Genomic DNA, 24335 nt, shown 5'->3' with positions numbered 1-24335 from the left:
TACAACTCTGCGTTCTCAATTATCCATTTATCCGTTTCTCAACCTTCAGCTCGAGTGTTAATGCACTCTCGGTTTACCACATCAATGAACCTATAATTATTTAACTATACTTCTCCCCAAAAAATCTCAGTCTCATATTCGAAGGGAACCACACCGCCCTGATTATGCCTGTCAAATATATTCTGCAGCTCTGTCATCATCGGCTTGTAATTCGGATGCCCCGGAACAGGGCTATAGGAGGAGGATAACAGCCGGCCGCTCAGACCCGCAAAATCGAACTCCTGAGTCATTTCAAACTGGCTTTTATGCATCGTATTCTCTTTGAAAAAAGAGCGAAGTATCGCCGGAGAAATGTTTTTATGATTCACTTGTTCATAGTCGGTTCCGTAGGTGCGAAGCAGTTGATCGTACTCTTCACGAAATGAAGTACCCTGTGTAAGCCGGGAATTCCATAGGAGTATGACTTTCCCGCCAGGCTGTAGTATTCTGCGGAACTCCGTTTGCGCGGCTACCCGGTCAAACCAGTGAAATGCCTGAGCACAGACAATGAACTCAACCGACTGCTCCGGTAACCCGGTAGCTTCCGCAGACCCTGATCTGCTCTGAAAGTTCGGATTGCTGTCTAAGCTTTTCTCTGCGGCTTCACGCATGGCCTGATTGGGCTCAACCGCGATTACATTGCTGCCGCGTTCCAGAAGCAGCTTGGACAGGCTCCCTGTGCCTGAACCGATATCTGCTATTTTACAGTTCGGGCGCAGACCAATATCGTTGTACAAATAATCAATAGCCGCTTGTGGATAGCTTGGGCGGTACTTCACATAGGAATCGACCCGGTTTGTAAACCTTTCACCACTGTTCATCGCTGTTCACTCTCCTATTTTGTTTTCTTCGGAAACCCGTATACGAATAGTATCACACCAATTAACGTAAGGATTGGCACAAAGATATTATCAAAGAAGCCGGCGATATGGATTTTAGGCTGTACATCGTACATTTGCGCTTGGTATAACGCAGAAATTTCATGAACGCGGGCGATCATAGTCCCTACACGTTCGATCGTGTAGATTAACCCGGCAGCAATCAGAAAGGCCGCCCCTAGTTTTCTGTATAAGTTGTTGCCCATGGAATATTATGCCTCCTCTACTCTTGTGGAATGATTTAGTTACGGTTTCACCACTCCGCCCGGAAGCTCGGAAGCCGGCGGCCAGACGATGGTGCCGCTGCGGTTCATGTACCCTCTGATTTCCTCGCGTGTATCCGGAACCAGCATGGTGATTTCCGCCAACTCGCCGTTGAACGAATGAGCCCAATAGAGCTGCGGCTTGACCACGAAGCGGCCGGAGGTATTAATAAAGCCGAACCTCTGTCCCGGGCTGGCCGGAGCCAGACCGCCCTTGAACAAGCCTCCGGCCGTAAAGCCCTGAATGACTTTGGCGCCCTTCTTATTAATATAGAAGGTGACTCCATTACGTTCAACGAATGCCAGTCCTTCCGAGAACGGCTGCGCCATGCTGAACTGCGGCTTGATTAGGTAATTGCCTGTTTTGTCAATGTAGCCGTATTTGCCGTTCACATACACGGCTGCTACTCCGTCGGAGAACGGTGTAGCATAATCATACCGGGGCGTTATGCGAAGCTTGCCGGTGGTGTCGATATAGCCGTATTTGCCGCCAACGGCAAGCGCAACGGCTGCCATGCCATCAGAGAAATCAGACGTTAAGCTATACCGGTACGGAACGATAAGCTCGCCCTTCGTATTAATGTACCCTGAGGCTTTGCCCATATTGACCCGGGCCAGTCCTTCGGAGAATTGAAATGCCCGGACGTAGATTGGCTGTATGGCCACCTTGCCTTGACTGTCGATATACCCGTACCGGGTCGCCGCGGCCCCGCCAGCCGGTTGAACCTTCGCTGTATACAGCGCGCGGTCATTATACAGAATGCCGGCATCTCTCAGCTTATATTCAAACAGCTTGGTACCGGCCGAGCTGAAATAATATTGCTTCTTAGCCGCATGGTCCTCGACATACACCGTCCCTCCAGGTATTCCTGAGTAACCATAACTATCATACACGGCTTCGATGACCACCGTACCTTTGCCGTTGATGAAGCCGTATTTCCCGTTCACTTCAACCGGATATAATTGATCGGCCGTCTTGGCCTGCACAGTACCAGCACCGGCAGCCTGGGCCTTGTCCTGCGATTGCGATGGACCCGCTGCACTTGCACTGAACACCATCGTCGTCATTAGTAGGGTAAAAGCCAGCTTTTTAAACACCTGTGGTTCACTCTCCTCAGAGGCTATTTTCCATTCTTTATGTATAGACGGCGATTGTACCGGTTTTGTTGTGCAATATTTGGAAGAAAAAAATAGGGCTGTCCCAAGCAGCCTCTCATGGCTACCAGGACAACCCTTTTGTAATTACAATCAGCGAACCTCGCCTCTGGAAGCAATCAGCTTCTGATACCAGTAAAAGCTCATCTTGCGGATACGGCGCAGCTCCTTCAGGTCGAACTCTTCGCGGTCAACATAGATGAAGCCGTAGCGTTTGCTGGAGCCCTGATGGGTGCTGACCAGATCGATGGCAGACCAAGGACAGAAGCCGAACACCTCTACCCCATCGGTAAGTGCAAGCTGAATTTGCTCGATATGCTTGCGGAAGAATTCAATCCGGTACGCATCATTTACCGTTCCGTCTTCCTCCAGCTTGTCGAATGCGCCCAGCCCGTTCTCTGTAACAATCAACGGAAGGTGGTAACGGGAATAAATCTGGCGCAGTGTTGTTCTGAAGCCCACCGGATCAATCTCCCAGCCAAACTCTGTGGTCTGGAGGTTAGGGTTCACTGATCCCCGGTACGCTCCCGGCTCGCCGACGATTTCGTGCTGATCGCCTGTGTGGGAGAAGTCGTTGCCGTCATTTTTACTCTCGCCTACGGTCTGGGAAGTATAGTAATTGAAGGCAATGAAGTCCGGGTGGCCTTGCCGGAGGATATCCATATCCCCTTCCTCGATCTTCGGCTCATAGCCCTTCTCCACCAAATAACTCCAGGCAATATGGTTATACCGTCCGTAGACCGCCATATCCAAATAGAGCCAATTGCGGATCGCTGCATAGTTATCTGCGGCCAGCATATCCTCTGGCTTGGAGCTTGCCGGATAGATGACACCGATGTTGGGAGCAGGACCAATCTTCGCATCTGGCAGCATCTGATGGCATAGCACCATAGCCTTCGCCTGCGCAACGAGCATATGGTGGTTCTGCTGGTAGAGCTCTTTTTGCGGATCGGTCATGTTCTCATTCAGGGTTCCGATCGATCCCGGGTGCAGAATCAGCATATTCTGTTCGTTGATGGTCAGCCACCACTTCACACGGTCCCCATAGTTCTCGAACAGCGTCTTGGCATATTGTTCAAAAGCATCGATCGTCGCCCGGCTGGACCACCCTCCCCGCTCTTCCAGCCCGTAAGGCAGGTCGAAATGGTACATGGTAACGATAGGCTCAATACCGTATTTAAGCAGCTCATCAATTAAATTGCTGTAGAATTCAAGCCCCTTCGGATTAACGGCTCCGTCTCCTTGCGGGTAGATCCGGCTCCAGGCGATGGAGAAGCGGTACGCTTTGAAGCCCATTTCCGCCATCAGGGCAACATCCTCTTTGTACATATGGTAGTGGTCACTGGCAACCTTGAAGTCCGTGACCCCTTCCACGTGGTTGGCCAGGTCAATGACAGAAGGCCCTTTGCCGTCCTCATCCCAGGCACCCTCCAGCTGATAAGCTGAAGTGGACCCGCCCCACAAGAAATTCTCTGGAAAAGCGTGAAGTTGTTTGTGCAGCATACCTTATTCCTCCTCTGTCTTCGATTAACCCACTAATGTCAAAATCACTTCGTTCTGCTCAATCTGCTGCTGGTCTGTCTCAAAAACTTCAACCTCTTTGGGTGTTAAAGTGACGATAACCGGCGTAATGGTCTGATACCCGGCTGCCCGGATCTGCTCCAGATCGAACCGGATTAGCAGATCGCCCTGGCTCACCCGGTCGCCTTCCTTGACCATTGGTGTGAAATGCTTGCCTTTTAGCCCGACGGTATTAATGCCGATGTGAATCAGCAGCTCAGTTCCGGCGGCGGACGTGATGCCAATGGCATGGCCTGTCGGGAAGATCGAGGTTACGGTCCCGTCTACAGGAGCAACCGCCTCTCCAATCACCGGATCAATCGCCAGCCCTTTGCCCATCGCTCCGGTAGAGAAGGCCTCATCGGGAACGGTACTGAGCGGGAAGGCTGTGCCCGTAAGCGGGCTGAAGATCAGTTCCTTTTTCAAGTCCACCACTGGTGTTACCAGGTTGTCCGGCTGAATGGGTTCTATAACTGCATCCGGAGCGGAAGCTTCAATCTTCCCCTTACTCTCATATCCGAACAGCCAGGTCAGCAGCAGCCCTGTCCCCATGGACACAACCATCGAGACAATGAAGATCGACATCGGCTGCTCCACCGGAATCGAGAAAATATTATGAAACACATACGCCGTATACAGCACACCGAAGTGTCCGTTAATCGCGCCGCCGAGCGCCCCGGCAATAATGACGATCGGAATCACCCGCTTGTAGCGGAGAATCAGGCCGTACACAATCGGCTCACTGACCCCGGCCAGCAGTCCGGTAATCCCGGAAGAGGCGGCGATACTCCGCAGGTTCCGGTCTTTCTTGGCCCGCAGGAAGATCCCGAAGGCTACCCCGATCTGGGCGAATACCGCTGCTGAAGCCATGGCTTCAATCGGGTCACCGCCGTTCGCAATATTTTGCAGCGTGATGGGAGTGAAGCCCCAGTGAAGTCCGAACACAACCATGAAGGTCATGCCCCCGCCAAGCACGATCCCCGACAGGATGCCGCTTACGCCAATCAGCCAGGTCACGCCGGAAGCGATCCAGTCGCCGACACTTGTACCGAATGGACCGAAGGCAATCACCGACAGCGGAACCATAATCATCAGCGAGAGCATCGGCACCATGAAGATCTGCAGGTCCTTGTGGATAATCTTCTTAAGCAGCTTATCCAGCAAGGCGTAGATGCTAATCGCAATGAAGATCGGGAAGACGCTGGAAGCATAACTGACCATGACCACCGGAATTCCCAAGAAGGAATGACCGCCGTCTCCCTCCAGCATCGCCGTAAAGTTCGGTTCCATCAGCGCTGCCCCGATGGCACCCGCTACGTAAGGGTTCGCTTTTAGCTTAATGCCCAGGGTAATTCCCAGGAAGATCGGCAGGAAGTAGAACACGGCATTACCGGCCGCAGACAGAATCTTGTAGGCATCGCCTGAATCGGACATCCAGCCCGCCAGCGTAAGCACCGTCAACAGCGCCTTCAGCATCCCCGATCCGGCCATTACGGGAATCAGCGGCGAGAAGCTCCCGGAGATAACCTCGAACACCTTCGATACCGCCGAGGTCTTCTGACCCGATTTCTGATTATCGGTGGATGTGTTGGACAGGAAGCTGGTATTCTTGACAATTTCGGCGTAAACATTCGCTACGTTACTGCCAACAACAACCTGGAATTGTCCTCCGCTCTCTACCACGGTAATGACGCCCGGGTGCTTCTCCAGCGTCTCCCGCTCGGCCTTCTTGTTATCCTTGAGGCTGAATCTCAGCCGGGTGGCACAATGGACAAGATCGTTAATATTCTGCTCCCCGCCTACGAGACGGATGATGTCTTCCGACATTTTTTTGTTATCCATGCTGATTCTCCTTTGCTATACTGCCAAAAATGGGCATAAAAAAACCTAAACGAAAGTTGTGAGATCACACCGGTGTGATCCACATCTCGTTTAGGTATCGCCTGCTTCAGCAGTAACAATCCTTAGATTTAAGTTGTGACTCCAATATAGCGGATTAAGTAATCGTTTGCAAGCCTTTTCCGGATTCCATCTTAATCCAAAGGATTCATATCTCTTGAAGTCACCCGCTGAATATGAATCGTCAGATACACCTTCTCGTCGATGGACATGGCGTTCCCGTAGGTCTCTTCCAAGTAATGATTGATCTTATTCGTACATGCAAAAGCCTGCGGAAATTTCACCTTAATCTGATCGTACAGGAAGTTGTCGCCCGATGCCGACCGCTCCTGTTCCCCGCTGATCATACGCTGGAGGAAATACTGGAGATGAGTGAGGAAGCGGGAGTAATTGAACGAATTCTCATTGAGCTTCACCTGATATTCTTCGGCCAGAATCCCGAAGATATCGCTCATCGCCTTGGTCACCTCGACCGTCCGCTGCATCTCCTGGCCATCCTGCCGCGCATTCACGAAATGCATCGCAATGAAGCTCGCCTCATCCTGATCCATCTCGATGTCAAAGTGCTTGCGGATCAGACTCAGTGCATGTACACCAATAGCGAACTCCTTGGGATAGAACCGCTTGATCTGCCAGAACAGCGCGTTCTTCAGATTCATCGACTTCCGGTAGCGGGCAATCGCAAAATGAATATGGTCAATTAACGTGATATATATATTGTCATTGAAGATGTCGCCCATATCGGCCTTGGCATAGGCAATAATCTCATCGGCCAGCGAGAAATATTCAGCCGACGTCTCGCCGATCAGATCAATCAATTTGCGTGGAACCTTCTCGGGCTTCAGCATGAAGGTCTTCTCAATCCGTTCCTCTTCGACCCGCTGGCCCGGCTTCTTCTTAAAGCCTAACCCGTTCCCAATGACAACGTATTCATGTCCGACCTGATCTTCAGCCCGAATGACATTGTTATTGAAAATCTGCCGGATAATCATGGTGCTTCACCTCTTCTGTATGCTCCCTGAAAATATATCCTAAGATAACACAGTGGTGTTAGAAAAGACAAGGGGCGGGGGCTTATGTTCATTTGGAACGTATTGGTACTACAATGGTAGCTACGAATTGAACCAATAGAATCAGAAAAAATACGTTCCAAATGCTCGGAATGGATGCCATTGCCAAGTAGAATGAATAGGGTGCCAGCCAGATCCAAGAAATGGCCATGAACACGCGAAGACCAAGCCAGATTGAAATGGTCATGAAGGCTGAAGGTACTATGAGCATGAGAAGCACAATCACTTGTGTGCTGCTGGATGCCGCCTGATCACTGTATGGGTTAGCAAACAGAAACAGAAAACTTAGTCCAATGCCCAGCAGGGATAAGAAAAAGGCTGACCACTTTATCCCAGGACTCAAATGCCTCACCCCTTTTGTTTACTGAGGATAATAATCAGAGAATCCCGAAATCAGAACTCTAGAACCCTTAGTGACGCTGTCCACCTTCCAAGTTCCGTTCGCGAATATTAGCGAGACTGTCCGATCCTCTGCATATTGATCTTCACCTGTAAGACCATTCGCTACTATTACAGATTGTGAAATTGTGGCAGAATTCTTACTGGTATAAATAGGTGAAGTGACAGGCGTTTCATAAGTACCCGCTGTTTTCAATCCTTTGTTCTGAGTAATAGACTTAATTAATTTATCCGTAAAGTACGGTTTAAAGGTTGAATTTACACTCTTAATTGAAGATACATTTGAGGCTTGATTTAATTTATCAGATAGAAGTTTCAAACGTGCTTCAGAAATTTTATTCTTTTCCGGAATTTGAATAGACGGGGTCTCCATATGAACAACCAATCCTTTGTTGCCCATTGTTACTGTAGCTTGTTTAGACAGTTGGTTCCACATTACCGTTGCCCCTAACGACTGACTAACAAAACGAAGAGGAACATAAGTGGTTCCATTGATGACTTGTGTAGCAGTATCCAAATCGACATATTTCTGTGCTGGTGTATCTGGAGCTTCACTTGAGGGAGCAGATTCAATAATCACACGTTTGAAATTTGCTGCAAGCCATATCGTCGAATTCCCGGTTTTGATTTTAACAACTTTATCTGTTTGAAACCATTCCACGCTTGCGTCAAGATTTTCGGAGACAGCACGTAAGGGGATTAAGACTCGGCCGTTGTTTATTTGACCATTGTTAATCGTTGTAGATGTTTGTGCCTCTGCCGCATAACTAGACCCAGGTGTTAAAGGTAGCATAAGAAATGCTGATGAAATCAATGCGATTGTCCATTTTTTTATCATAATATTTCCTCCTCTTAAATAATTCACCACAAAACACTCTCACGCATCTGATTTCTCTATGCAAATAGAATTCAGTCAAACAAAAACTCCCCATACAGCAACAGGCTTTATTATCTCACCTGTCTACCATATGGGGAGCACATCAGTGCAGAAACACTGTCATCTTATGTTGCGGATTAGCCTTTACTATGCAGAGTAATCAGGTAACCGTCCGGATCAGCAAAGGTAAAGGTACGTCCGAAGGGGCCGTCGATGGGTTCGGATGTAATTTTCACGCCTGCTGCTGCGAGTTTATCGTGAATGTCTTGCGCATCTGGAGCATAGAGCCATAGCGCAACACCAAGTCCAGGCTGAGTCCCCTTACTGAGTTCGACTCCCGGCAGGAGGTCACGAAGTGCAAATGCAATAGGCTTGGTGTCAAAAACCACCGCATGAGGCGGGCCCGCCTGTGAACGGACGAGTCCAAGATAGTGTTGATAGAATTCAGCAGAGCCTTCAAGATCGCTCACCTGAAGTGAGATGAAATCGGGTCCAATGACTGACATAATATAGCCTCCTAATATTCGCGTTTGTAGGTTAATATAGTCTTCATTATACCCACCCTTCCTGACAACGTTATGTCAGTAGCGTTCTATCTGTGCTCCCGGCTTGGTTCAGCCTTGTCTCCTCCAGACGCCTCCTGCACAAGCGGTAAATCCGCATCCGGTGTAAAAGGACGTATGCTTGGTATCGTAGGTCAGGGTTACAATCTCCAACCCGACATGCTCCGCTTCCTGAAGTAATCTCTTTACCAGGGCTTGCCCCAATCCCTTCCTCTGAAATTCAGGATGCACGAGGATGTCCTCCATATAGCCATGCTGCAAGCCCATTCCAGCAACATAACCGAACGCTATTAGCTGCTGGCTCTGTTCATCCCTCACGCCTGCCCAGAAGTTGCAGCGCTCGAATACAGCAGGGTAATCCGCCTGCCTGCCCTCCCACCCCACGAGTTCCCTTAACACTGGTACTTCATGCGGTTCGATCAGGAGATTGATGATGATCTCAAGGTTCATGGGCGGCTCCTTTTACGCAATTTCTGAAACGCCGAATACTCCTTATTGCACTTAATGAAACTTAGTATTGCCTCTGCGCTTTCTGCCGGAGTCTGCTCTTCCGTGTTCACTTCAAGGTCATATTCATCAAAACAATACACGATGTCGAACTGGGCATCCGCCAGTCCAATCTGCCGGTCCCCTCTGGCCTGCTCTCTTCGGATGAGCTCATCCCGGGAGCATAGGACGCCAACAAATAACGTAGTCCGGCCGGCAAAATGATCCAAAAACTCATTAAATCTCTTGTCGTTGTCGAATACGGTATCCACGATGACATTGAATCCCATTTCCGATAACAGCTTAATCGTCGAATAGAACATGGAGCATATAGAATCATCCAAGATTTCAGAGACCACCTGATGGTCGATTTCCCGTACAGGATCATCCGGAAATTTATGATTAATGAAATCATTGTAATTCATGAAAAAATCATCAATCGATACATGATAAAACGGAATCTCTTTCTGCTTTACAACCTCAGCCGAGATGGACGTCTTCCCGGAGCTTGAAGTTCCATTCAGAACAAGCAACATGCCTTTATCCATTCCGCCCCCGCCCTTTCACCGGATAGCCAATTTCCTGAATGTCCTCTGCCAGATCAGCAAAGTCCAATTCTTCGTTAAGCCCCTTCAGCATCTCCTCATCCAGCGGCTCCATGTCGAAGATTCGCTGCACCAGCGAACGGTCCAGTGAGATCTCGTAACATTCCTGAGCCCAAGTATAATAATAATCCGCTTTGCCGGTTAAAAGCCCCAACAGCTCGTAGGCCTCCGCCTCCAGCTCCTTGCCTGCTGACCACGCTTGTCCGCCTTGCTTCCATATGCAAAATGTTGTCGTATCCATCATAAAGGCAGGCTCCTGAAGAAATCCTTCAAATTCGTCAGGCACACCTTGCAGCACATCCTGCGGGCCACACACCCGGCTAAACCGCCGGTCATATCCCTTGATAATCAGCCCCCCTGGCTGAAATAGGGCAAAATAGTGTTCCCCTTCGCCGTCACGCATCGAAGCCATTTGTTCTTTTTCACCCCAATGGGCATTGTACGAATAGTACCGGAATTCCCATTCCGGCATAAGGATTGCCTCCAGCATGGCTGCCGCCTGGAAAATACATCTGCTCTCCTCCACATCTGGAAGCCGGCTGATGAACTGTGAATCCGTCATGAGTTCCCTCTCCTCTATCCCCTCTTTCAAAACACTTCCATTATAAACCATAGGCGATAGAGGGAGGAACTCTCCGCTGGATCAGTTAAACCCGCCGTTGACGCGAATCGTCTGCCCCGTGATCCAGCGGGCTTTGTCACTGACGAGCAGGTCGATCACATTGGCAATATCCTCCGGCTCCCCAAGCCGTCCAAAAGCATTCATCCGCCGGAAGGAATCCACCAGCTCCTCGGATTTCCCGTTCAGGAATAACTCCGTCGATACCTGCCCGGGTGCTACGCAATTCACGACGATATCCTTCACCCCGAATTCCTTCGCTAACTGGCGGGTTAACTGCTCGACTGCCCCTTTGGTTGCGGCGTATACGCTATAGGTCGGCAGCATCGCGCCCGATACAGAGGTCGAGAAGTTGATAATCGTTCCGCCCCGCTCCATATGCTTCATCGCTTGCTGGCAAGCGAAATACGTACCTTTTACATTTACTGCAAAGTGCCGGTCGAACATCTCCTCCGTTACATCTGCGATAGGCACACAGTCCATAATTCCGGCATTATTCACCACAATATCGACACGCCCGAATTGCCCGATTGTCTCCGAGAAAAGCGCTTCGACCTCACTGACCTTACTTACGTCACCTTGAACGGCTACCGCTTCCCCGCCGGACTCCTTAATGATTTGCACGACCTCGTCCGCTTTTCCACGATTAGATGAATAATTAACAGCTACTTTAATCCCTGATCCAGCCAATTGAATGGCGATTTGTCTTCCGATCCCCCGTGATGCACCTGTGACGATGGCTACTTTTCCGTTCTGACTCATTAGGACCACTCTCCTTAAGTTTGCTTAGGCCGGATGATGATCTGTTGGCCTTATGAATTCATTGTAAATCAAGCGAAGAACATCCCGTTATAACAGACCTGTTCACTTCTTGCCTATTTCTCTTCAACTCGTTATGATTAACAACAAACCCCGTGAATACGGAAAAAGGAGGCTTTCAACTTGGACGATTCATTGCGGACCGGGCCACTTTTACAGCAATTGGCTGCGCTGATCCTTCGCCATGCTCCATCGGCAGGCACCCGCCAGACGCTCATTCCTTCCTTGCAGTTGATGCACGCCACAGATGCAGCCGAACCGCTGGAGTCTGTCTATAAGCCATCGATCTGCGTGGTTGCCCAAGGAGCCAAAGCAGCCACCCTGTCGGGTGAGACATTTCATTACGATCCGTCAACGTACCTGGTGACCTCTGTCGAGCTGCCAATTAACGGGAGAATTACCGGGGCTACGTCTGAGCATCCTTTTCTGGGCATCAAGCTAAGCTTCGACCCAGGCACTATCCTCGAAATTGTAAAAGAAATGGCAGACTCCCCCCTTGCTCCGGGTGAAACCTCCCTTGGCATAACGGTTGCCCGCACCTCTGAGCCCTTACTTGAAGCCATCGTACGGCTTATCCAGTTGCTCGACGCGCCTCAGGATATTGCCATTCTGTCCCCGCTCGTGATCCGCGAAATTCTCTATCGCGTTCTTCAAAGTGACCAAGGCGCACACCTGCATCAATTCGCCATCATCGGCAGCCATGCGCACCGGATTGCTGAGGCCATCCAAGTGATCACTAAGCAGTACGATCGATCCCTTGTCGTTGAACAACTGGCTGAGTCTGTAAATATGAGCACCTCCGCCTTCCACAAGCACTTCAAGCGTGTCACCGCCATGAGCCCGCTGCAATACCAGAAGGTCATCCGCTTGCAGGAAGCCCGCCGCCTCATGCTGACCGAATCGCTCCAAGCCTCCGATGCCGCCTTCCGTGTAGGCTATGAGAGCCCCTCCCAATTCAGCCGCGAATACGCCCGCCAGTATGGGAGACCGCCGGTGGCCGATGTTCAGGGGCTGCTGGGCTCAGCGAAATAGCGAAGTGGCAAGTGAAATTATCGGGCTGCAGACGATATTTTTGCCCGCTATGGACAAACAAAAGCAGACATTACGTTCTTCGTGTCGTGGATTTGAATAAACACTCTCCATCTTTTCTTCGAAAATGGCTGATAAAAGAGCCGTTCCAGTTCTTCGAACTGTGCTTCATTCAGATGTAAAAAGAGCGCATGTTTTGCGATTTTGGCGGCAGGCTGGGAAGAAGTTTTCCGTCCTCCGGCCTTTCGTTTGATAGGGATATGAAATTGCAGCAGGTCCTCTAGCTGATCCCAGCCTTCCCAACTCAGCCGGCCTCCGCGTTTCCAGTCAATGGCATAGAGGACATAATAGGCGTGTACTCCTGATTGTTTGGCGGCAATAATCCAGGTGGAAGGAATAAACTTGTCCCGTTGTCTTCGATTCATTGAATTACACCCCTCATTCTAAGGACATCAAGGTCCTTCACGTGTGACATCGAGATACATCCGGTGGGCCGGTCCGCCCTCTGTGTAAGCGAAGCCGTTAGCGATGAATCCGGCGGCTTCGTAAAACTCTATAGCCTGCGGGCCAGCGGTCACCTCTACACGTACATCGCGGAGCGCAATATCTTGGATCAGGGCACTCGCAACACCTTGGCGTATCCATTCAGGATCTGTGAACAGATCCTCTAGCTCAAGGCAGCCGTTGGCAGGGCGTGCTGACACAAAGCCGACGACCCGCCCGTTAACAGCAGCGACACGTGTGAACGGCAACATCTTGTCGTCCCACACGAGCCACTCAGGATGAGCGGCGAAGAGATCCCGGTCAGCCTCAACACTCAGCGAAGCACGGCGATAAATATCGCGAAGCAGGCCGATATCGTCGAAGACTGCGTTTCTAATGATGAAGTTAGACGAGTATAACGGCTTTTTCCTCCCAACTCGACCCCCTTTTTAAAAATTAAAAAATAACGGCTCCATTCTCTGGCCAATTCTAAGAGTTCTCTCTCACCGGCCGCTTGTATAGAGCAGCATTGTTGCACATATTGCAGGATTTCTATATAACTGTTACTGGCTGTGGAGCAATGTTGCATTATTTGCACAAATTCTGGTGGTTAGAGTAAGTTAGCGCTGGATTTGTTGCATTTCGTGCATAATTTCAGCATATTCCGCTTTTATTGGCCAGTATTGCTGCATTTATTGCAGGATTTTGCTAAAAATGTTACTGGCTCATACCGTTTCGGACAGATCGTGGCCGCCTACCCGTTTAGTTTCCGGCCAACACATGGCCCAGATGCTCCAACGCCTGCCGGCTATGGCGGTAAAAGGTCGTTCGGCTCATATGAAAAGCATCTGCAAGTTGAGATTTCCGGTGATTTTTACGCAAATAGCTCTCCCGCAAGATATGCTGCTCCAGTTCTGTGAGCGGATAAGGCGGCGGCTCTGCCGTTAATATGTTCTGCATCAGGTCCCTCATCCCCGCTCCATTCATCCCCGTCGCCACCAGAATCGGCAAAGAACGTAGAAGATTATCGTTATACAGATGCTGAAGAAGGCTTCTCACCTGGTCCCACGGCACGGGAGGGATCTCTGCCGCCAGCTCCTGTTGTTGTTCCTGCTGCAAAATCACCCGCTCCACCCACCGGTCGAAAGACGCCTGCCTGAAGTCCAGCTCCCAAACGACCATACCCGGCTGAAGCCGATCTGGCGGTTGGGGTTGTTTGGGCTGGAAACCGGACAACGGAAGCAACATATGCAGCTGCGGGTCCTCTGTCGCGATAATCGCCCGCCATCCATTTGTTGTCTCGACCATCCATGATTGGAACAGCACGGCGCCTAACTCCTCCGGCCGATAAAAGGACTGATCCACGTTGACCGCGGCCAGCAGCATACACATCGTATCCGCCGCTTCGGATGACAGCGTTCGCAGCTGCTCAGCCTCTTTACCCAGCATTTCGAGATATAGCGGAGCGTACCGTTCCAGCAGCGGCATTGTTTCTTCATGCAGCCACAGCCCGGCAGAGAAAGCCAGCGGAATACCGTCAGTATTTCTGGTGACCAGAATGCTCATTGGACTCAACTCCGCAATATCATCAAGCAGACGGTGATGCTCTCCGGCCTGCACCAGTTCGGATTGCCAGTCGGACCGCGATAAAGATACCTCCAAATAACGGTGCAGATACGGCAAATCCTCCGGACAAAAACCTTGCTTCTGCTCCTGTCCATGAACACCCGAGAAATCAACATACTGATGAGCTGCAGGCAGCTGCTCACGGTACAGCTCCAGCGCATGGGCAGCAAACTGCATTCGGCGCAGCTGGTCTGCGGACGAATATTGCTCGATCAGCAGTTTTAACGCCAGCCGGCGCATTGTATTATATTCTCCGGGATCACGCTGCTTATAGTCGTCTCTCAGGATCCGGCCTACCACCTGATGTAAGGCAAGCCCGGCCGGAACCATCCGGACGCATGACAATTTGCTAAGCGCCGTATATTCCGCTGCCTGGAGCGGATGCTTCATCAGGCGGTTAAGCATTGTCTGATCTGCGGCGGGAAACAGCGACAGCAGCTGCAGAGCCTCATACATGTACGGGTCAGCGGCCTCCCGAAGCAGCTCTGCACTCAGGATTCTAGGCAGTTGTACTGCCTTTTCCATTGGATCCGTTCCTTCGCGCCTCATCAGGTCTGTGGTCAGTGCAAGCAGCAGCGGGTGCCCTTCCGACCTCTGGGCAATATCCTGCTGCAGCCGGTCGGGGAGACCGCTGTCCTGCAGGTATTCATAAATTTGCTCCCGGGTAAACAGCTCCAGCGTAAAGCGCTGAATCCTGTTCGACCACGTAGGGTCCGTATACCAGTGAAGCGGCAGTCCGGTTCTCGACGCCATCACCAGCAGGATCGCAGAATCCTTTAACAGGGGAAACAGCTGTGCCAGCAGCCAGCTCTCGGTCCGGGCCAACGACTCGCAGTTATCCATAATAATAACCGTACGCTCACGATACAATTCCGCTACAACATGGGCAAGCAGCGTATCGTCGGCCTTACGCACCCTGCCGTATTCCGTCTCCAAGCTCATGTCCAGATAAGCCAGAACATCCCTTGGCGTATGCAGACAGAGCTGCCCGTCCACCCACAGCACACGCACTGCCGCCCCGCGGGCCTCCGCCGCCAGCTTTGTAAGCAGTGTTGTTTTGCCGATGCCGCCAATGCCGGATACCGCAAAAATTTGCATACCCTCCCCAGGCGTTTCCAGCCAATCGGACAATGCCCGGATTTCCCGGGTACCTCCAACAATCCGCTGAGAATGTGAACTGGGCCCCGCTGAAGGATTATTCATTACTGCACGCTACTTTCCGTTTGAATTAAATTTGAAACATAATCGGAACAATCTATGAATTTAAATATACTATAATTTGATCTAATCAGCAGCGCTATGAAAGGGGAAAAAGAAGTGAGAATACATAAATCAAAGATAGCCGCCTTGCTTGTGGGCGTGATGCTTATCGGACAGCCGGGACTGTATACAGCGCACGTTTTTTCGGCTGGCTCCGCTGCAGACGGTATAAATGCAGTTGCGGACAGCCTGGAGGCTGTACCGCCAGTGGAGGAAGGCTGGGTGCAATTATCCTCCCCGGAGCATCTGGTCTATATCGATCAGCACCAGGAGCAATATGTAGACAAGAATCTGCGGCTGCTCCAGGACATCGATTTGTCCGGCGTGTCCTGGATTCCTTTTGGCGGTAATGAGTATGCTCCATTTAGCGGAGTTTTTGACGGGCAAGGGCACTCTGTAAAAGGGGTCACCATCGACGGCTACACGCGCGTCTACGCCGGTTTCTTCGGCGAAGCCAACGGCAGCATACGCAACCTTAGTCTGGAGTTGAATATCAGGGGCGGCTCCATTACAGGGGGAGTAGCAGGACTTCTGTCCGGGGGAAGCATCGAGAGAGCCTATACGAAAGGCAGTGTAACCAGTATTCTTCCCCGCAATCCGAATCAGGTTATTTCTGCCGGCGGAATTACAGGGATACTGGAGCGGGCAACCATTGAGCGAAGCTCCTCGGATGCCACTGTCACCGTCGGCCCGGGAGCCAACAGGTACAGCGGCGGGATTGCCGGACATCTTGTCGCTTCCTCCATCATTGACTCCTATTCCAGCGGTCCGGTCCGCAACACAGAGTATGACGGAAGTAGTTTTCTGTTCACCGCCGGAGTTAGCGCCTATTTAATCGGCTTTCCAGAAGATAGAAACACTATAAAACATACTTATTCCCGTGGGATCATAGCTTCTGATTATCCCGGAACTACTTATACAGGCAGAGCGGGCATTGCAGCTTATGTGACACGGACAGATGTATCTAGTTCTTACTTCGATACGAATACTACCGGGATGACTGTCGGGATAGAAAGTTTCTATGAATCGGATATCCGAGAGGCTACCGCAAAAACAACCGCCGAGATGAAGCAGCAAACGACTTACATGGGCTGGGATTTCGGGCACATCTGGAATATGAACTCAAAGGTAAACGATGGATACCCTTACTTCCGCCCCGAAGTCTTAACAGAGACGCTCCCTTATGCCGTGCATAATAAGCCTTATTCCTATGCGCTTGCCGGTTATGACGGCGCACATGCCGGGCTGACCTGGAGCGCTTCAGGGCTTCCCGAGGGCATGAGTTTGAGCGCTTCAGGCGAAATGCAGGGTACCCCGACAGCCGGTTTTCCGGACAATGGCACCTACACTGTTAAAATAACGGCGATGGATGCCGGCGGGGCAACGGCTGTACGCTCGCTCCAGCTTGAGGTAAAAAGACCAGCACCAGAGCTGAATGTAGCGCTCCAGCCAGGTACTGCGATCGGCACGACAGCCATTGAGGTGGTACCGCAGGAGGCTGGCAGCTCCTTTGCATATATGCTGGACCGGGCGGAAAATGATCCTCCTCTGTTGGACAGCTCCCTCCCGGAAGGTGCGGCCCCATATATCCCCGGCTCCGATCTTTCTGGTGTACAGCCGGGAATGACTGTAGATTTGTATGAGATAAACGGACAAGGACACATTCGAGCCTGGCAGCGTTTAGTGCTGGAGACTGCGCATATTCGGCAGGAGATCCCGGTTAGCAGCATCACGCTTGAGCCGTCATCCCTTCTTCTGACAGCCGGCGGAGCGCCGGTAAAGCTTACTCCAATTCTGAAGCCGGACTCCGCCACCCATAAAGAGGTGACCTGGAGATCCACTGATCCTGCAGTAGCGGAGGTAGACGAACTTAGCGGTGAAATACATCCCCTGAGTCCCGGTCAAGCAGTTATTGTCGCCACCGCATCAAACGGTCTGACGGCTGAGGCATCTCTCACCGTCGAATCTGCAACAGGCAGCGTGACAGGCTCAGTGTACAACTCTGAACTTGACCCGATCGCAGGCGCCTCGGTATCGCTTGACGGCACCCTCAAACAGACCGATTTGCAAGGTCATTTCAGACTGGATCATATTGCGGTTGGCACACACATGTTAATGATAGAAGCAGCGGGTTATCACACTTTCACACAGAGCATCGAGATTGTGGAAGGGCAAACAGCAGATACAGGAAGGATTATGCTCACTTCAAGCAAGACGCCTGAGCCGGAACCTTCGCCAACGCCGTCGCCGACACCATCAGCGACACCGGCAACAACACCATCAACGACAGCGACACCGACAACAACACCGTCACCGACACCGTCACCGACACCAACACCAACACCAACAGCGACACCAACAGCGACAGCGACACCGACAGCAACACCAACAGCGACAGCGACACCGTCACCGACAGCAACACCAACACCGTCACAGACAGCAACACCAACACCAACACCAACACCAACACCAACACCAACACCGTCACCGTCACCGTCACCGACAGCATCACCGTCGCCGACACCGACGTCATCGCCGGAACCAACTCCGGACTTTGGTTCGGCTCCGGCTAGCCCCGCAGCCACAGTTGACCCGGCTAAGGTTCTGCTGACCATCAACGGCCAAGGCGTTCTGGTCACGATGTCGCGGGAGATAACCCAAGGCGGGCAGTCGGCGATCCGCTTGAAGCCGGATGCTGCGATATTGGCTCAAGCACTCGCTGCTCAAAATGAAGTTCGTATCGAATTCCAGACGAACAGCTATTCTGCAGTATTTCTTGACCTCCCGGCAGAAGCAGTGCTCAACAGGCTGAAGCTGGCCTCAGCTGCAAGTGTGCCTGCGAACCATTTGGGATCTTCTGCTGCTGCCAAAGAAGGATCCGGCACCGGTCCAGATGACCCAGCCATCACTTTTGCAGTAAACGGAGCCGAGCATGGGTTGCCTCTGCGCCGGCTCAACGGTCTTATGCCTGCGCTGGATTCCGGCTCCATCGTGACCCTGGGCATCTCTTGGCTTACTGCGGCTGAGGAGGAAGCACTAAGCGCCGTCCTTGCGAACCAGGGAGCGGAGCTGACCGGAAGCCCTGTCGCTTTCTCAATGGAGAGAAACGGGAAGCCTGTAGAGAGTCTAAACAACAGATCCACAAATATGTATTTGAATAAGTCGCTGCCGCTTCCCTCCCCCGCTGACCCGCTTCCAGCTGCGGTTGTCAGGGTAGATCAAAACAGCAGTGTCCATTTTGTACCTGCGCTGTTTGGCGCAACTGCGGGTGAAGCGATCATTCATTCACCGCATAACGGCTTGTTTGCGGCAATTGCAACCCGTCGCTCCTTCGCTGATACCGCCGGGCACTGGGCCGAGGAAGATATTCAGCTTTTGGCTAACAAGTGGATTATGCAAGGCGTAAGCCGGGCCACATTCTCACCGGATACCGTCTTGACTCGTGCGGAGCTCACTGCGCTGCTGGTGCGTGCCCTGGGATTGATGGAGTCCGGGGCGGTCCACTCTTTTGCAGATGTCCCTTCCGGTGCCTGGTATGCTGCGGCTGTTGAAACAGCCCTGGAGGCAGGACTCATGACGGGATATGAGGACGGTACATTCCGGCCAAATGCCAGGTTAACGCACGAGCAGTTAGCCGCTGTGATCGCCCGTGCCTTGAACATCGCCGGAAAGATCCCGCAGATAACCGGACTCACTCCAGAAACATTGGCCGGCACAACCGGCCTCGCTCCTTGGGCGGCACAGCCTGTATCGATGCTGCTGGAGGCGGGTCTCCTGAAGTATTCCGAAGCCGTGGACTTTTCATCTAAAGCTCCGGTCACCCGTGCTGAGAGTGCGGTTATGTTGACGCGGATGCTGAAGTATTTGAAATTTATAGATCGTTAGGGGCGAATCCGGCTACATTTCCTTCATTGAAAACGGAATAACTGCAAGTTCATAAAAGACAAATGGCCTATAGATATGCAAAAAGCACAGAGTTTAAACAGACTCTGTGCTTCTTTTTATAGCGGCCGATCCTTAAATTGGCATCCAATTGCTAATTAGAATGTTTTATATGTTCCTCACTATTAACTGTTCACGTCTTGGCCCTACAGAAACGTACGTGATTTTCACATTAATTGCTGATTCAATAAACTCAACATAATGCTTCGCGGCATCTGGCAGGTCATCATAAGATCTTGCATTAGATGTATCACATCTCCAACCTTGAAAATGCTGCAGAATCGGCTTTGCTTTATCTAACTTAGCACTCACTGGAAATTGGTCAGTTATTGTTCCATCTTCTAGTTCATAACCTGTACAGACTGGGATGGTTTCCAAATATCCGAGTACGTCCAGATTCGTTAATGCGACTTCGGTTGCACCTTGTACCATACAGCCGTAACGGGTTGCGACAGCGTCGAACCAACCGACACGACGAGGGCGGCCAGTGGTTGCGCCATACTCCCCCGCATCCCCCCCGAGCTGTCTTAATTCATCTGCCGCCACTCCATCTAATTCGGATACAAAGGGACCCGTGCCAACGCAGCTTGAATACGATTTTACTACTGCCAATACCCTCGTAATCGCAGATGGAGGCAACCCAGCACCTACTGGAGCAAAACCTGCAAGTGTTGAAGAAGATGTAGAAAAAGGATAAATGCCGTGGTCAGGATCTCGAAGTGCCCCCAGTTGACCTTCTAACAGTATGGAATCACCATTTTCGCAGGCTTCGTGGAGCATTGAAGTGGTGTTGCAAACAAATGGCCGAAGTTTTTCTCCTTGGCTTACTAATTCCGGCATCAACTCTTCGGGTTGAACCGGTTGTCGCCCGTACATATGCACTAGCAGCACATTTTTAGTCTCCAGCGATTGTTGTAAGCGTGAAAAGAGCCGCTCCTCATTGTACAAGTCTGACACTTGAATTCCAAGCTTTGCGTATTTATCAGCGTAAAAGGGTGCGATTCCGCGTTTTGTCGACCCAAAACTGCGTGAACCTAGCCGCTCCTCTTCCAGTTCATCAAATAGACGATGGATTGGAAGAACGATTTGGGCTCGATCTGACACACGTAAACAAGGTTCTGGCACACCCCGGGCAAGCAGTTCTTCCCTTTCCCTCATAAAAGACTCTACATCAAGCGCTACTCCAGGGCCAATTACATTCGTGACGTTTGGATAGAAAACCCCCGAAGGCAGCATGTGTAACGCAAATTTTCCGTAATCGTTGATAATCGTATGCCCCGCATTGCTTCCACCTTGATAACGGACCACATAAGATGATTTTGCGGAAAGCACATCCGTCATTTTGCCCTTTCCTTCATCTCCCCAATTCGCTCCTACAATTGCTGTAACCGTCAAATTCATTCGCCTCCACCGCTTGTAATCCCTTACAGCGGTTATTATAATTTGAAAGACAGGCATTAGTAAAATTGAATTTAATAATGACTAACATAAATTGAGGTAATGACTATGGAATTCAATATGGAATGGTATCGCGTTTTTTATTGGACAGCAAAATTAGGGAGTTTGACCAAGGCTGCAGAGAAACTCCATATCACCCAGCCTGCGGTCAGCCATACACTTAAACAGCTAGAAAGGGGCCTCGGCGGGCAACTGTTTTTCCGTACGACAAAAGGGGTTACGCTAACCGCTGAAGGTGAAGTACTCTTTAATTTTGTGGAGCAAGCCATGCATTTTATCGAAATTGGTGAGAAGAAAATTGCGGAGATGCAAGAGTTGTCTTATGGGGAAATTAACATCGGAGCAAGTGATACGCTATGCAAGCATTTTCTGTTGCCGCACCTTGAACAATTCCACAAACAATATCCAGAAGTCAGGATCCGCGTCACTAATCGGACAACACCTGAGACCCTCACACTTTTGAAGGAAGGTAAAATTGACTTCGGAGTTGTGAACTTGCCTGTGTTTGATGCTAAGATCGATTTCCGTACCAGTTCAACACAGCAGGATTGCCTTGTTGGTAATCAAGAGTATGCGGCTTTAGCAGACAAACCATTACCTTTGGAGGAACTTCATCGTTACCCTTTGTTACTGCTTGAACCAGGAGGAAGCACGAGAAATTTTCTGGATGAGTATGCTGCATCTAACGGGATTACGTTAAGTCCTGAGTTTGAATTGGGAAGCCTAGATCTCCTTATCCAATTTGCCCAAAGCGGGTTTGGCCTTACCTTTATCATGCGGGAATACGTTACTAAGGAATTAAATGATGGTAAGCTAATTGAAATTCCTCTAACGCCTCCAATTCCTGAACGCCATGTCGGGATTGCGACACTTAAAAATGTCCCACTTTCTGCTGCTTCGCGACGATTCCTTGAATTTTTGCCATGAAATTTAAACTGGGCTATTTATATCACAAGGTTTAAAAAGAGAGCAGCCTGAAAGAATATTCAGGCTGCTCTTAATTGAGTTTTCTTGGATATTAATTTATACAGCTTTAGTTTCCCCTATCCCCTACTCCACAGTAACACTCTTCGCAAGGTTTCTTGGCTTATCCACATCATGGCCCAGGGCCAGAGACGCATAGTAAGCAAGCAACTGCAGGGTAACTACAGACAGTGCAGCGGTCAGCAGCGGCAGGGTCTGAGGGATCACGAATACCTGATCAACAGAGCGGAGCAGGTCGTCTTTGTGCTCTTCGTGAGTGATGGCCATGACATGGGCGCCACGGGCCTTCACTTCTTTGATGTTGCTGACGGTCTTCTCCAGCACGGATTCCAGAGTAGCCAGAGCGATGACAGGAACGCCTTCTTCGATCAAGGCTAAGGTACCATGCTTCAGTTCACCCGCAGCATAGGCTTCGGAGTGAATGTAGGAGATTTCTTTGAGCTTCAACGAGCCTTCCTGAGCTACAGCGTAATCTACGCCGCGGCCGATGAAGAACAGGTGCTTGTGCTCAGCGATTTGCTCAGCGTAAGCTTTGATCGCGTCTTTTTGACCGAGAATCACTTCTACTTGTTCCGGCAGAGACTGCATAGCAGCCAAAATCTTGGTCACTTCAGATTCAGACTGTGTGCCGCGTACTTCAGCCAGATACAGACCCAGCAAAGTGAATGCGATCAGCTGAGAAGTGTAAGCTTTGGTCGAGGCTACAGCGATCTCTGGACCCGCCAGCGTAACCAGTACACTATCTGCTTCTCGGGCAATCGAGCTGCCTACTACGTTGGTGATCGCCAACACATGGGCTCCATTTGCTTGACCTTCACGAAGAGCAGCCAGAGTATCAGCAGTTTCACCCGATTGGCTCACTACGATCACCAGTGTCTCCGGAGTTACGATTGGCGAACGGTAACGGTATTCAGAAGCGATATCATTCTCTACAGGAATACGCACCAGGGACTCAATCAGGTTACGTCCAACCAGACCGGCATTATAAGCAGTCCCGCAAGCTACCACTTGGATATTGCGGATGTTCTTGATTTGTTCTTCTGTCAGGTTAAGCTCAGGCAGAATAACCTTGTTGCCTTCAGCGTTCATGCGGCCGCGCATCGTATCACGGTAAGCCTTAGGCTGCTCATGGATTTCTTTCAGCATGAAGTGCTCATAACCGCCCTTTTCTGCGGTAACGGCATCCCAATCGACAGTAATCATTTCCCGAGAAATAAAGTTGCCTTCAATCGTCATCAGTTCGACAGCATCCCGTGTCAATACAGCCATTTCGCCGTCGTTCAAAATATATACGTTGCGGGTATATTCCAGCAGTGCAGGAATATCGGACCCGATAAAGTTCTCGCCTTCTCCAAGACCGATAATCAGCGGGCTGGCTTGACGTACAGCGACCAGCTTATCCGGTTCATATTCAGTCAGTACACCCAGAGCAAACGCTCCGCGCATGTAAGAAATCGCCTGTTGTACAGCCTTAACAATATCTCCCTTATACTCACGGGCAATCAGATGGGAGATGACTTCTGTATCTGTCTCCGAGGTGAAGTGGCATCCTCCGGCAATCAGTTCTTCCTTGAGATCCAGATAATTCTCGACAATCCCGTTGTGTACTACCGAGAATTTGTGAGTATTATCTGTGTGCGGATGAGAGTTCTCATCAGATGGCTTGCCGTGTGTTGCCCAGCGGGTGTGGCCGATTCCGGCACTGCCTGTCAGCGGAGTCGCGTCCAGACGAGATTCCAGGTTCGCCATACGTCCCTGTGCTTTTACCACCTGCAGACCATCCTTCGTGAACACAGCAATACCAGCGGAATCATACCCGCGATACTCCAGCTTCTTCAGACCCTCTACCAAGATCCCCTGCGAATTCTGATTACCAATATATCCTACAATACCACACATTATATTTTCCTCCGTCCAATTTATCGTAATTAGGGGCGCATGAGGAAAGAAACGTGCCGTGCGGCATGTTTTGAAGAAAAGCAAATATGATGTTGTCCATTACACTCAACATGATAACCTGTCAATTACATCGTTAGTCACGATTATGCACAGTCTTCTCCTCTGCCGTGGCAGAACCATCTGCGTTCCTGCAAATGCGCATACCCATGATTTGTACATCTTCAATTGGCACCCACAGAAGCGTTGTGTGCAAGGTCGCCCTCGCATTTTCCGCTTCCATTTACGGCTCTGGTGCATCACCGGGAGGTCCCCGCCGAACATTTCGAACACCTCCACCTCGTCAGCTTACATCTGCCGTGATCCGTTCAGACCGTCCTGCACTGTCGGCGCAGCTACCGGTCCTCCCTTCTCTCCCGCGCAAG

Annotated in this window: 20 protein-coding genes; 3 read left to right on the top strand and 17 right to left on the bottom strand. The window is 50.7% G+C overall.

Annotation, left to right across the window (positions count from 1 at the left end; all coding sequences use genetic code 11):
• Positions 1–104 precede the first annotated feature (104 nt).
• From NST04_RS07940 to NST04_RS07885, 12 genes are all read right to left on the bottom strand, one after another.
• A complete protein-coding gene (locus NST04_RS07940) occupies positions 105–860 on the bottom strand; it encodes a class I SAM-dependent methyltransferase (protein ID WP_341183806.1) in 756 nt (251 codons plus the stop codon).
• Between the two features lie 14 nt (positions 861–874).
• Positions 875–1123 (bottom strand): hypothetical protein, encoded by a 249-nt coding sequence (locus NST04_RS07935; protein WP_341183805.1) that lies wholly within the window; start codon positions 1121–1123, stop codon positions 875–877.
• Positions 1124–1162: 39 nt separating this feature from the next.
• Positions 1163–2278, bottom strand: coding sequence for a WG repeat-containing protein (locus NST04_RS07930; protein WP_341183804.1), 1116 nt, complete (start codon positions 2276–2278; stop codon positions 1163–1165).
• 150 nt (positions 2279–2428) lie between these two features.
• Positions 2429–3838 (bottom strand): glycoside hydrolase family 1 protein, encoded by a 1410-nt coding sequence (locus NST04_RS07925; protein WP_341183803.1) that lies wholly within the window; start codon positions 3836–3838, stop codon positions 2429–2431.
• Between the two features lie 24 nt (positions 3839–3862).
• Entirely contained in the window at positions 3863–5737 is a 1875-nt protein-coding gene (locus tag NST04_RS07920) for a beta-glucoside-specific PTS transporter subunit IIABC (protein ID WP_341183802.1), read from the bottom strand.
• A 191-nt stretch (positions 5738–5928) separates the two neighbouring features.
• Complete coding sequence (gene licT / locus NST04_RS07915; protein ID WP_341183801.1) at positions 5929–6786, bottom strand: BglG family transcription antiterminator LicT; 858 nt, start codon at positions 6784–6786, stop codon at positions 5929–5931.
• Between the two features lie 439 nt (positions 6787–7225).
• Entirely contained in the window at positions 7226–8101 is an 876-nt protein-coding gene (locus tag NST04_RS07910; protein WP_341183800.1) for a stalk domain-containing protein, read from the bottom strand.
• A gap of 176 nt (positions 8102–8277) precedes the next feature.
• A complete protein-coding gene (locus NST04_RS07905) occupies positions 8278–8646 on the bottom strand; it encodes a VOC family protein (protein WP_341183799.1) in 369 nt (122 codons plus the stop codon).
• 108 nt (positions 8647–8754) lie between these two features.
• Complete coding sequence (locus NST04_RS07900) at positions 8755–9153, bottom strand: GNAT family N-acetyltransferase (RefSeq protein WP_341183798.1); 399 nt, start codon at positions 9151–9153, stop codon at positions 8755–8757.
• Entirely contained in the window at positions 9150–9737 is a 588-nt protein-coding gene (locus tag NST04_RS07895) for a chloramphenicol phosphotransferase CPT family protein (RefSeq protein ID WP_341183797.1), read from the bottom strand. The genes NST04_RS07900 and NST04_RS07895 overlap by 4 nt, the downstream gene beginning before the upstream one ends.
• Positions 9730–10356, bottom strand: coding sequence for a hypothetical protein (locus NST04_RS07890; protein WP_341183796.1), 627 nt, complete (start codon positions 10354–10356; stop codon positions 9730–9732). Before NST04_RS07890 ends, NST04_RS07895 begins: the two co-directional genes overlap by 8 nt.
• Positions 10357–10437: 81 nt before the next feature.
• Positions 10438–11175, bottom strand: coding sequence for an SDR family oxidoreductase (locus NST04_RS07885; protein ID WP_341183795.1), 738 nt, complete (start codon positions 11173–11175; stop codon positions 10438–10440).
• A 180-nt stretch (positions 11176–11355) separates the two neighbouring features.
• Between NST04_RS07885 and NST04_RS07880 the strand changes: the two genes are divergently transcribed.
• Positions 11356–12264, top strand: coding sequence for an AraC family transcriptional regulator (locus NST04_RS07880; RefSeq protein ID WP_341183794.1), 909 nt, complete (start codon positions 11356–11358; stop codon positions 12262–12264).
• A 47-nt stretch (positions 12265–12311) separates the two neighbouring features.
• Here NST04_RS07880 and NST04_RS07875 read toward each other — a convergent pair whose 3' ends face one another.
• The 3 genes from NST04_RS07875 to NST04_RS07865 form a co-directional block, all read right to left on the bottom strand.
• Complete coding sequence (locus NST04_RS07875) at positions 12312–12686, bottom strand: hypothetical protein (protein WP_341183793.1); 375 nt, start codon at positions 12684–12686, stop codon at positions 12312–12314.
• Positions 12687–12713: 27 nt separating this feature from the next.
• Positions 12714–13082 carry a GNAT family N-acetyltransferase gene (locus NST04_RS07870; protein WP_341185206.1) on the bottom strand — a complete coding sequence of 123 codons (369 nt, stop codon included), beginning with the start codon at positions 13080–13082 and terminating at the stop codon, positions 12714–12716.
• Between the two features lie 424 nt (positions 13083–13506).
• Positions 13507–15573: an ATP-binding protein gene (locus NST04_RS07865; RefSeq protein WP_341183792.1), complete on the bottom strand. Its 2067-nt coding sequence runs from the start codon at positions 15571–15573 to the stop codon at positions 13507–13509.
• Between the two features lie 114 nt (positions 15574–15687).
• On the opposite strand from NST04_RS07865, the gene NST04_RS07860 reads away from it, so the two are divergent.
• Positions 15688–19515, top strand: coding sequence for an S-layer homology domain-containing protein (locus NST04_RS07860; protein ID WP_341183791.1), 3828 nt, complete (start codon positions 15688–15690; stop codon positions 19513–19515).
• A 165-nt stretch (positions 19516–19680) separates the two neighbouring features.
• Here NST04_RS07860 and NST04_RS07855 read toward each other — a convergent pair whose 3' ends face one another.
• Positions 19681–20967, bottom strand: a complete 1287-nt coding sequence (locus NST04_RS07855) for an adenylosuccinate synthase (RefSeq protein ID WP_341185205.1) — start codon at positions 20965–20967, stop codon at positions 19681–19683.
• Between the two features lie 111 nt (positions 20968–21078).
• On the opposite strand from NST04_RS07855, the gene NST04_RS07850 reads away from it, so the two are divergent.
• Entirely contained in the window at positions 21079–21957 is an 879-nt protein-coding gene (locus NST04_RS07850; protein ID WP_341183790.1) for a LysR family transcriptional regulator, read from the top strand.
• Between the two features lie 123 nt (positions 21958–22080).
• Here NST04_RS07850 and glmS read toward each other — a convergent pair whose 3' ends face one another.
• The gene (gene glmS / locus NST04_RS07845; protein WP_341183789.1) at positions 22081–23913 is read right to left on the bottom strand and encodes a glutamine--fructose-6-phosphate transaminase (isomerizing); all 1833 of its coding nucleotides are present in this window, start codon (positions 23911–23913) and stop codon (positions 22081–22083) included.
• Positions 23914–24335 lie beyond the last annotated feature (422 nt).

This window comes from Paenibacillus sp. FSL H7-0756 (assembly GCF_038006765.1).
Classification (GTDB): domain Bacteria; phylum Bacillota; class Bacilli; order Paenibacillales; family Paenibacillaceae; genus Paenibacillus_AQ.
Note: the sequence above shows the minus strand (reverse complement) of the source record. Positions and strands in the feature narration are given on the sequence as shown.

Bases quoted from the DNA above. Each gene is read 5' to 3' on its own strand.
- NST04_RS07920 (WP_341183802.1), bottom strand. From the start codon at position 5,737: ATGGATAACAAAAAAATGTCGGAAGACATCATCCGTCTCGTAGGCGGG.
- NST04_RS07900 (WP_341183798.1), bottom strand. From the start codon at position 9,153: ATGAACCTTGAGATCATCATCAATCTCCTGATCGAACCGCATGAAGTA.
- NST04_RS07850 (WP_341183790.1), top strand. From the start codon at position 21,079: ATGGAATTCAATATGGAATGGTATCGCGTTTTTTATTGGACAGCAAAA.
- NST04_RS07875 (WP_341183793.1), bottom strand. From the start codon at position 12,686: ATGAATCGAAGACAACGGGACAAGTTTATTCCTTCCACCTGGATTATT.
- NST04_RS07910 (WP_341183800.1), bottom strand. From the start codon at position 8,101: ATGATAAAAAAATGGACAATCGCATTGATTTCATCAGCATTTCTTATG.
- NST04_RS07935 (WP_341183805.1), bottom strand. From the start codon at position 1,123: ATGGGCAACAACTTATACAGAAAACTAGGGGCGGCCTTTCTGATTGCT.
- NST04_RS07865 (WP_341183792.1), bottom strand. From the start codon at position 15,573: ATGAATAATCCTTCAGCGGGGCCCAGTTCACATTCTCAGCGGATTGTT.
- licT (WP_341183801.1), bottom strand. From the start codon at position 6,786: ATGATTATCCGGCAGATTTTCAATAACAATGTCATTCGGGCTGAAGAT.
- NST04_RS07890 (WP_341183796.1), bottom strand. From the start codon at position 10,356: ATGACGGATTCACAGTTCATCAGCCGGCTTCCAGATGTGGAGGAGAGC.
- NST04_RS07905 (WP_341183799.1), bottom strand. From the start codon at position 8,646: ATGTCAGTCATTGGACCCGATTTCATCTCACTTCAGGTGAGCGATCTT.
- NST04_RS07925 (WP_341183803.1), bottom strand. From the start codon at position 3,838: ATGCTGCACAAACAACTTCACGCTTTTCCAGAGAATTTCTTGTGGGGC.
- NST04_RS07895 (WP_341183797.1), bottom strand. From the start codon at position 9,737: ATGGATAAAGGCATGTTGCTTGTTCTGAATGGAACTTCAAGCTCCGGG.
- glmS (WP_341183789.1), bottom strand. From the start codon at position 23,913: ATGTGTGGTATTGTAGGATATATTGGTAATCAGAATTCGCAGGGGATC.
- NST04_RS07940 (WP_341183806.1), bottom strand. From the start codon at position 860: ATGAACAGTGGTGAAAGGTTTACAAACCGGGTCGATTCCTATGTGAAG.
- NST04_RS07885 (WP_341183795.1), bottom strand. From the start codon at position 11,175: ATGAGTCAGAACGGAAAAGTAGCCATCGTCACAGGTGCATCACGGGGG.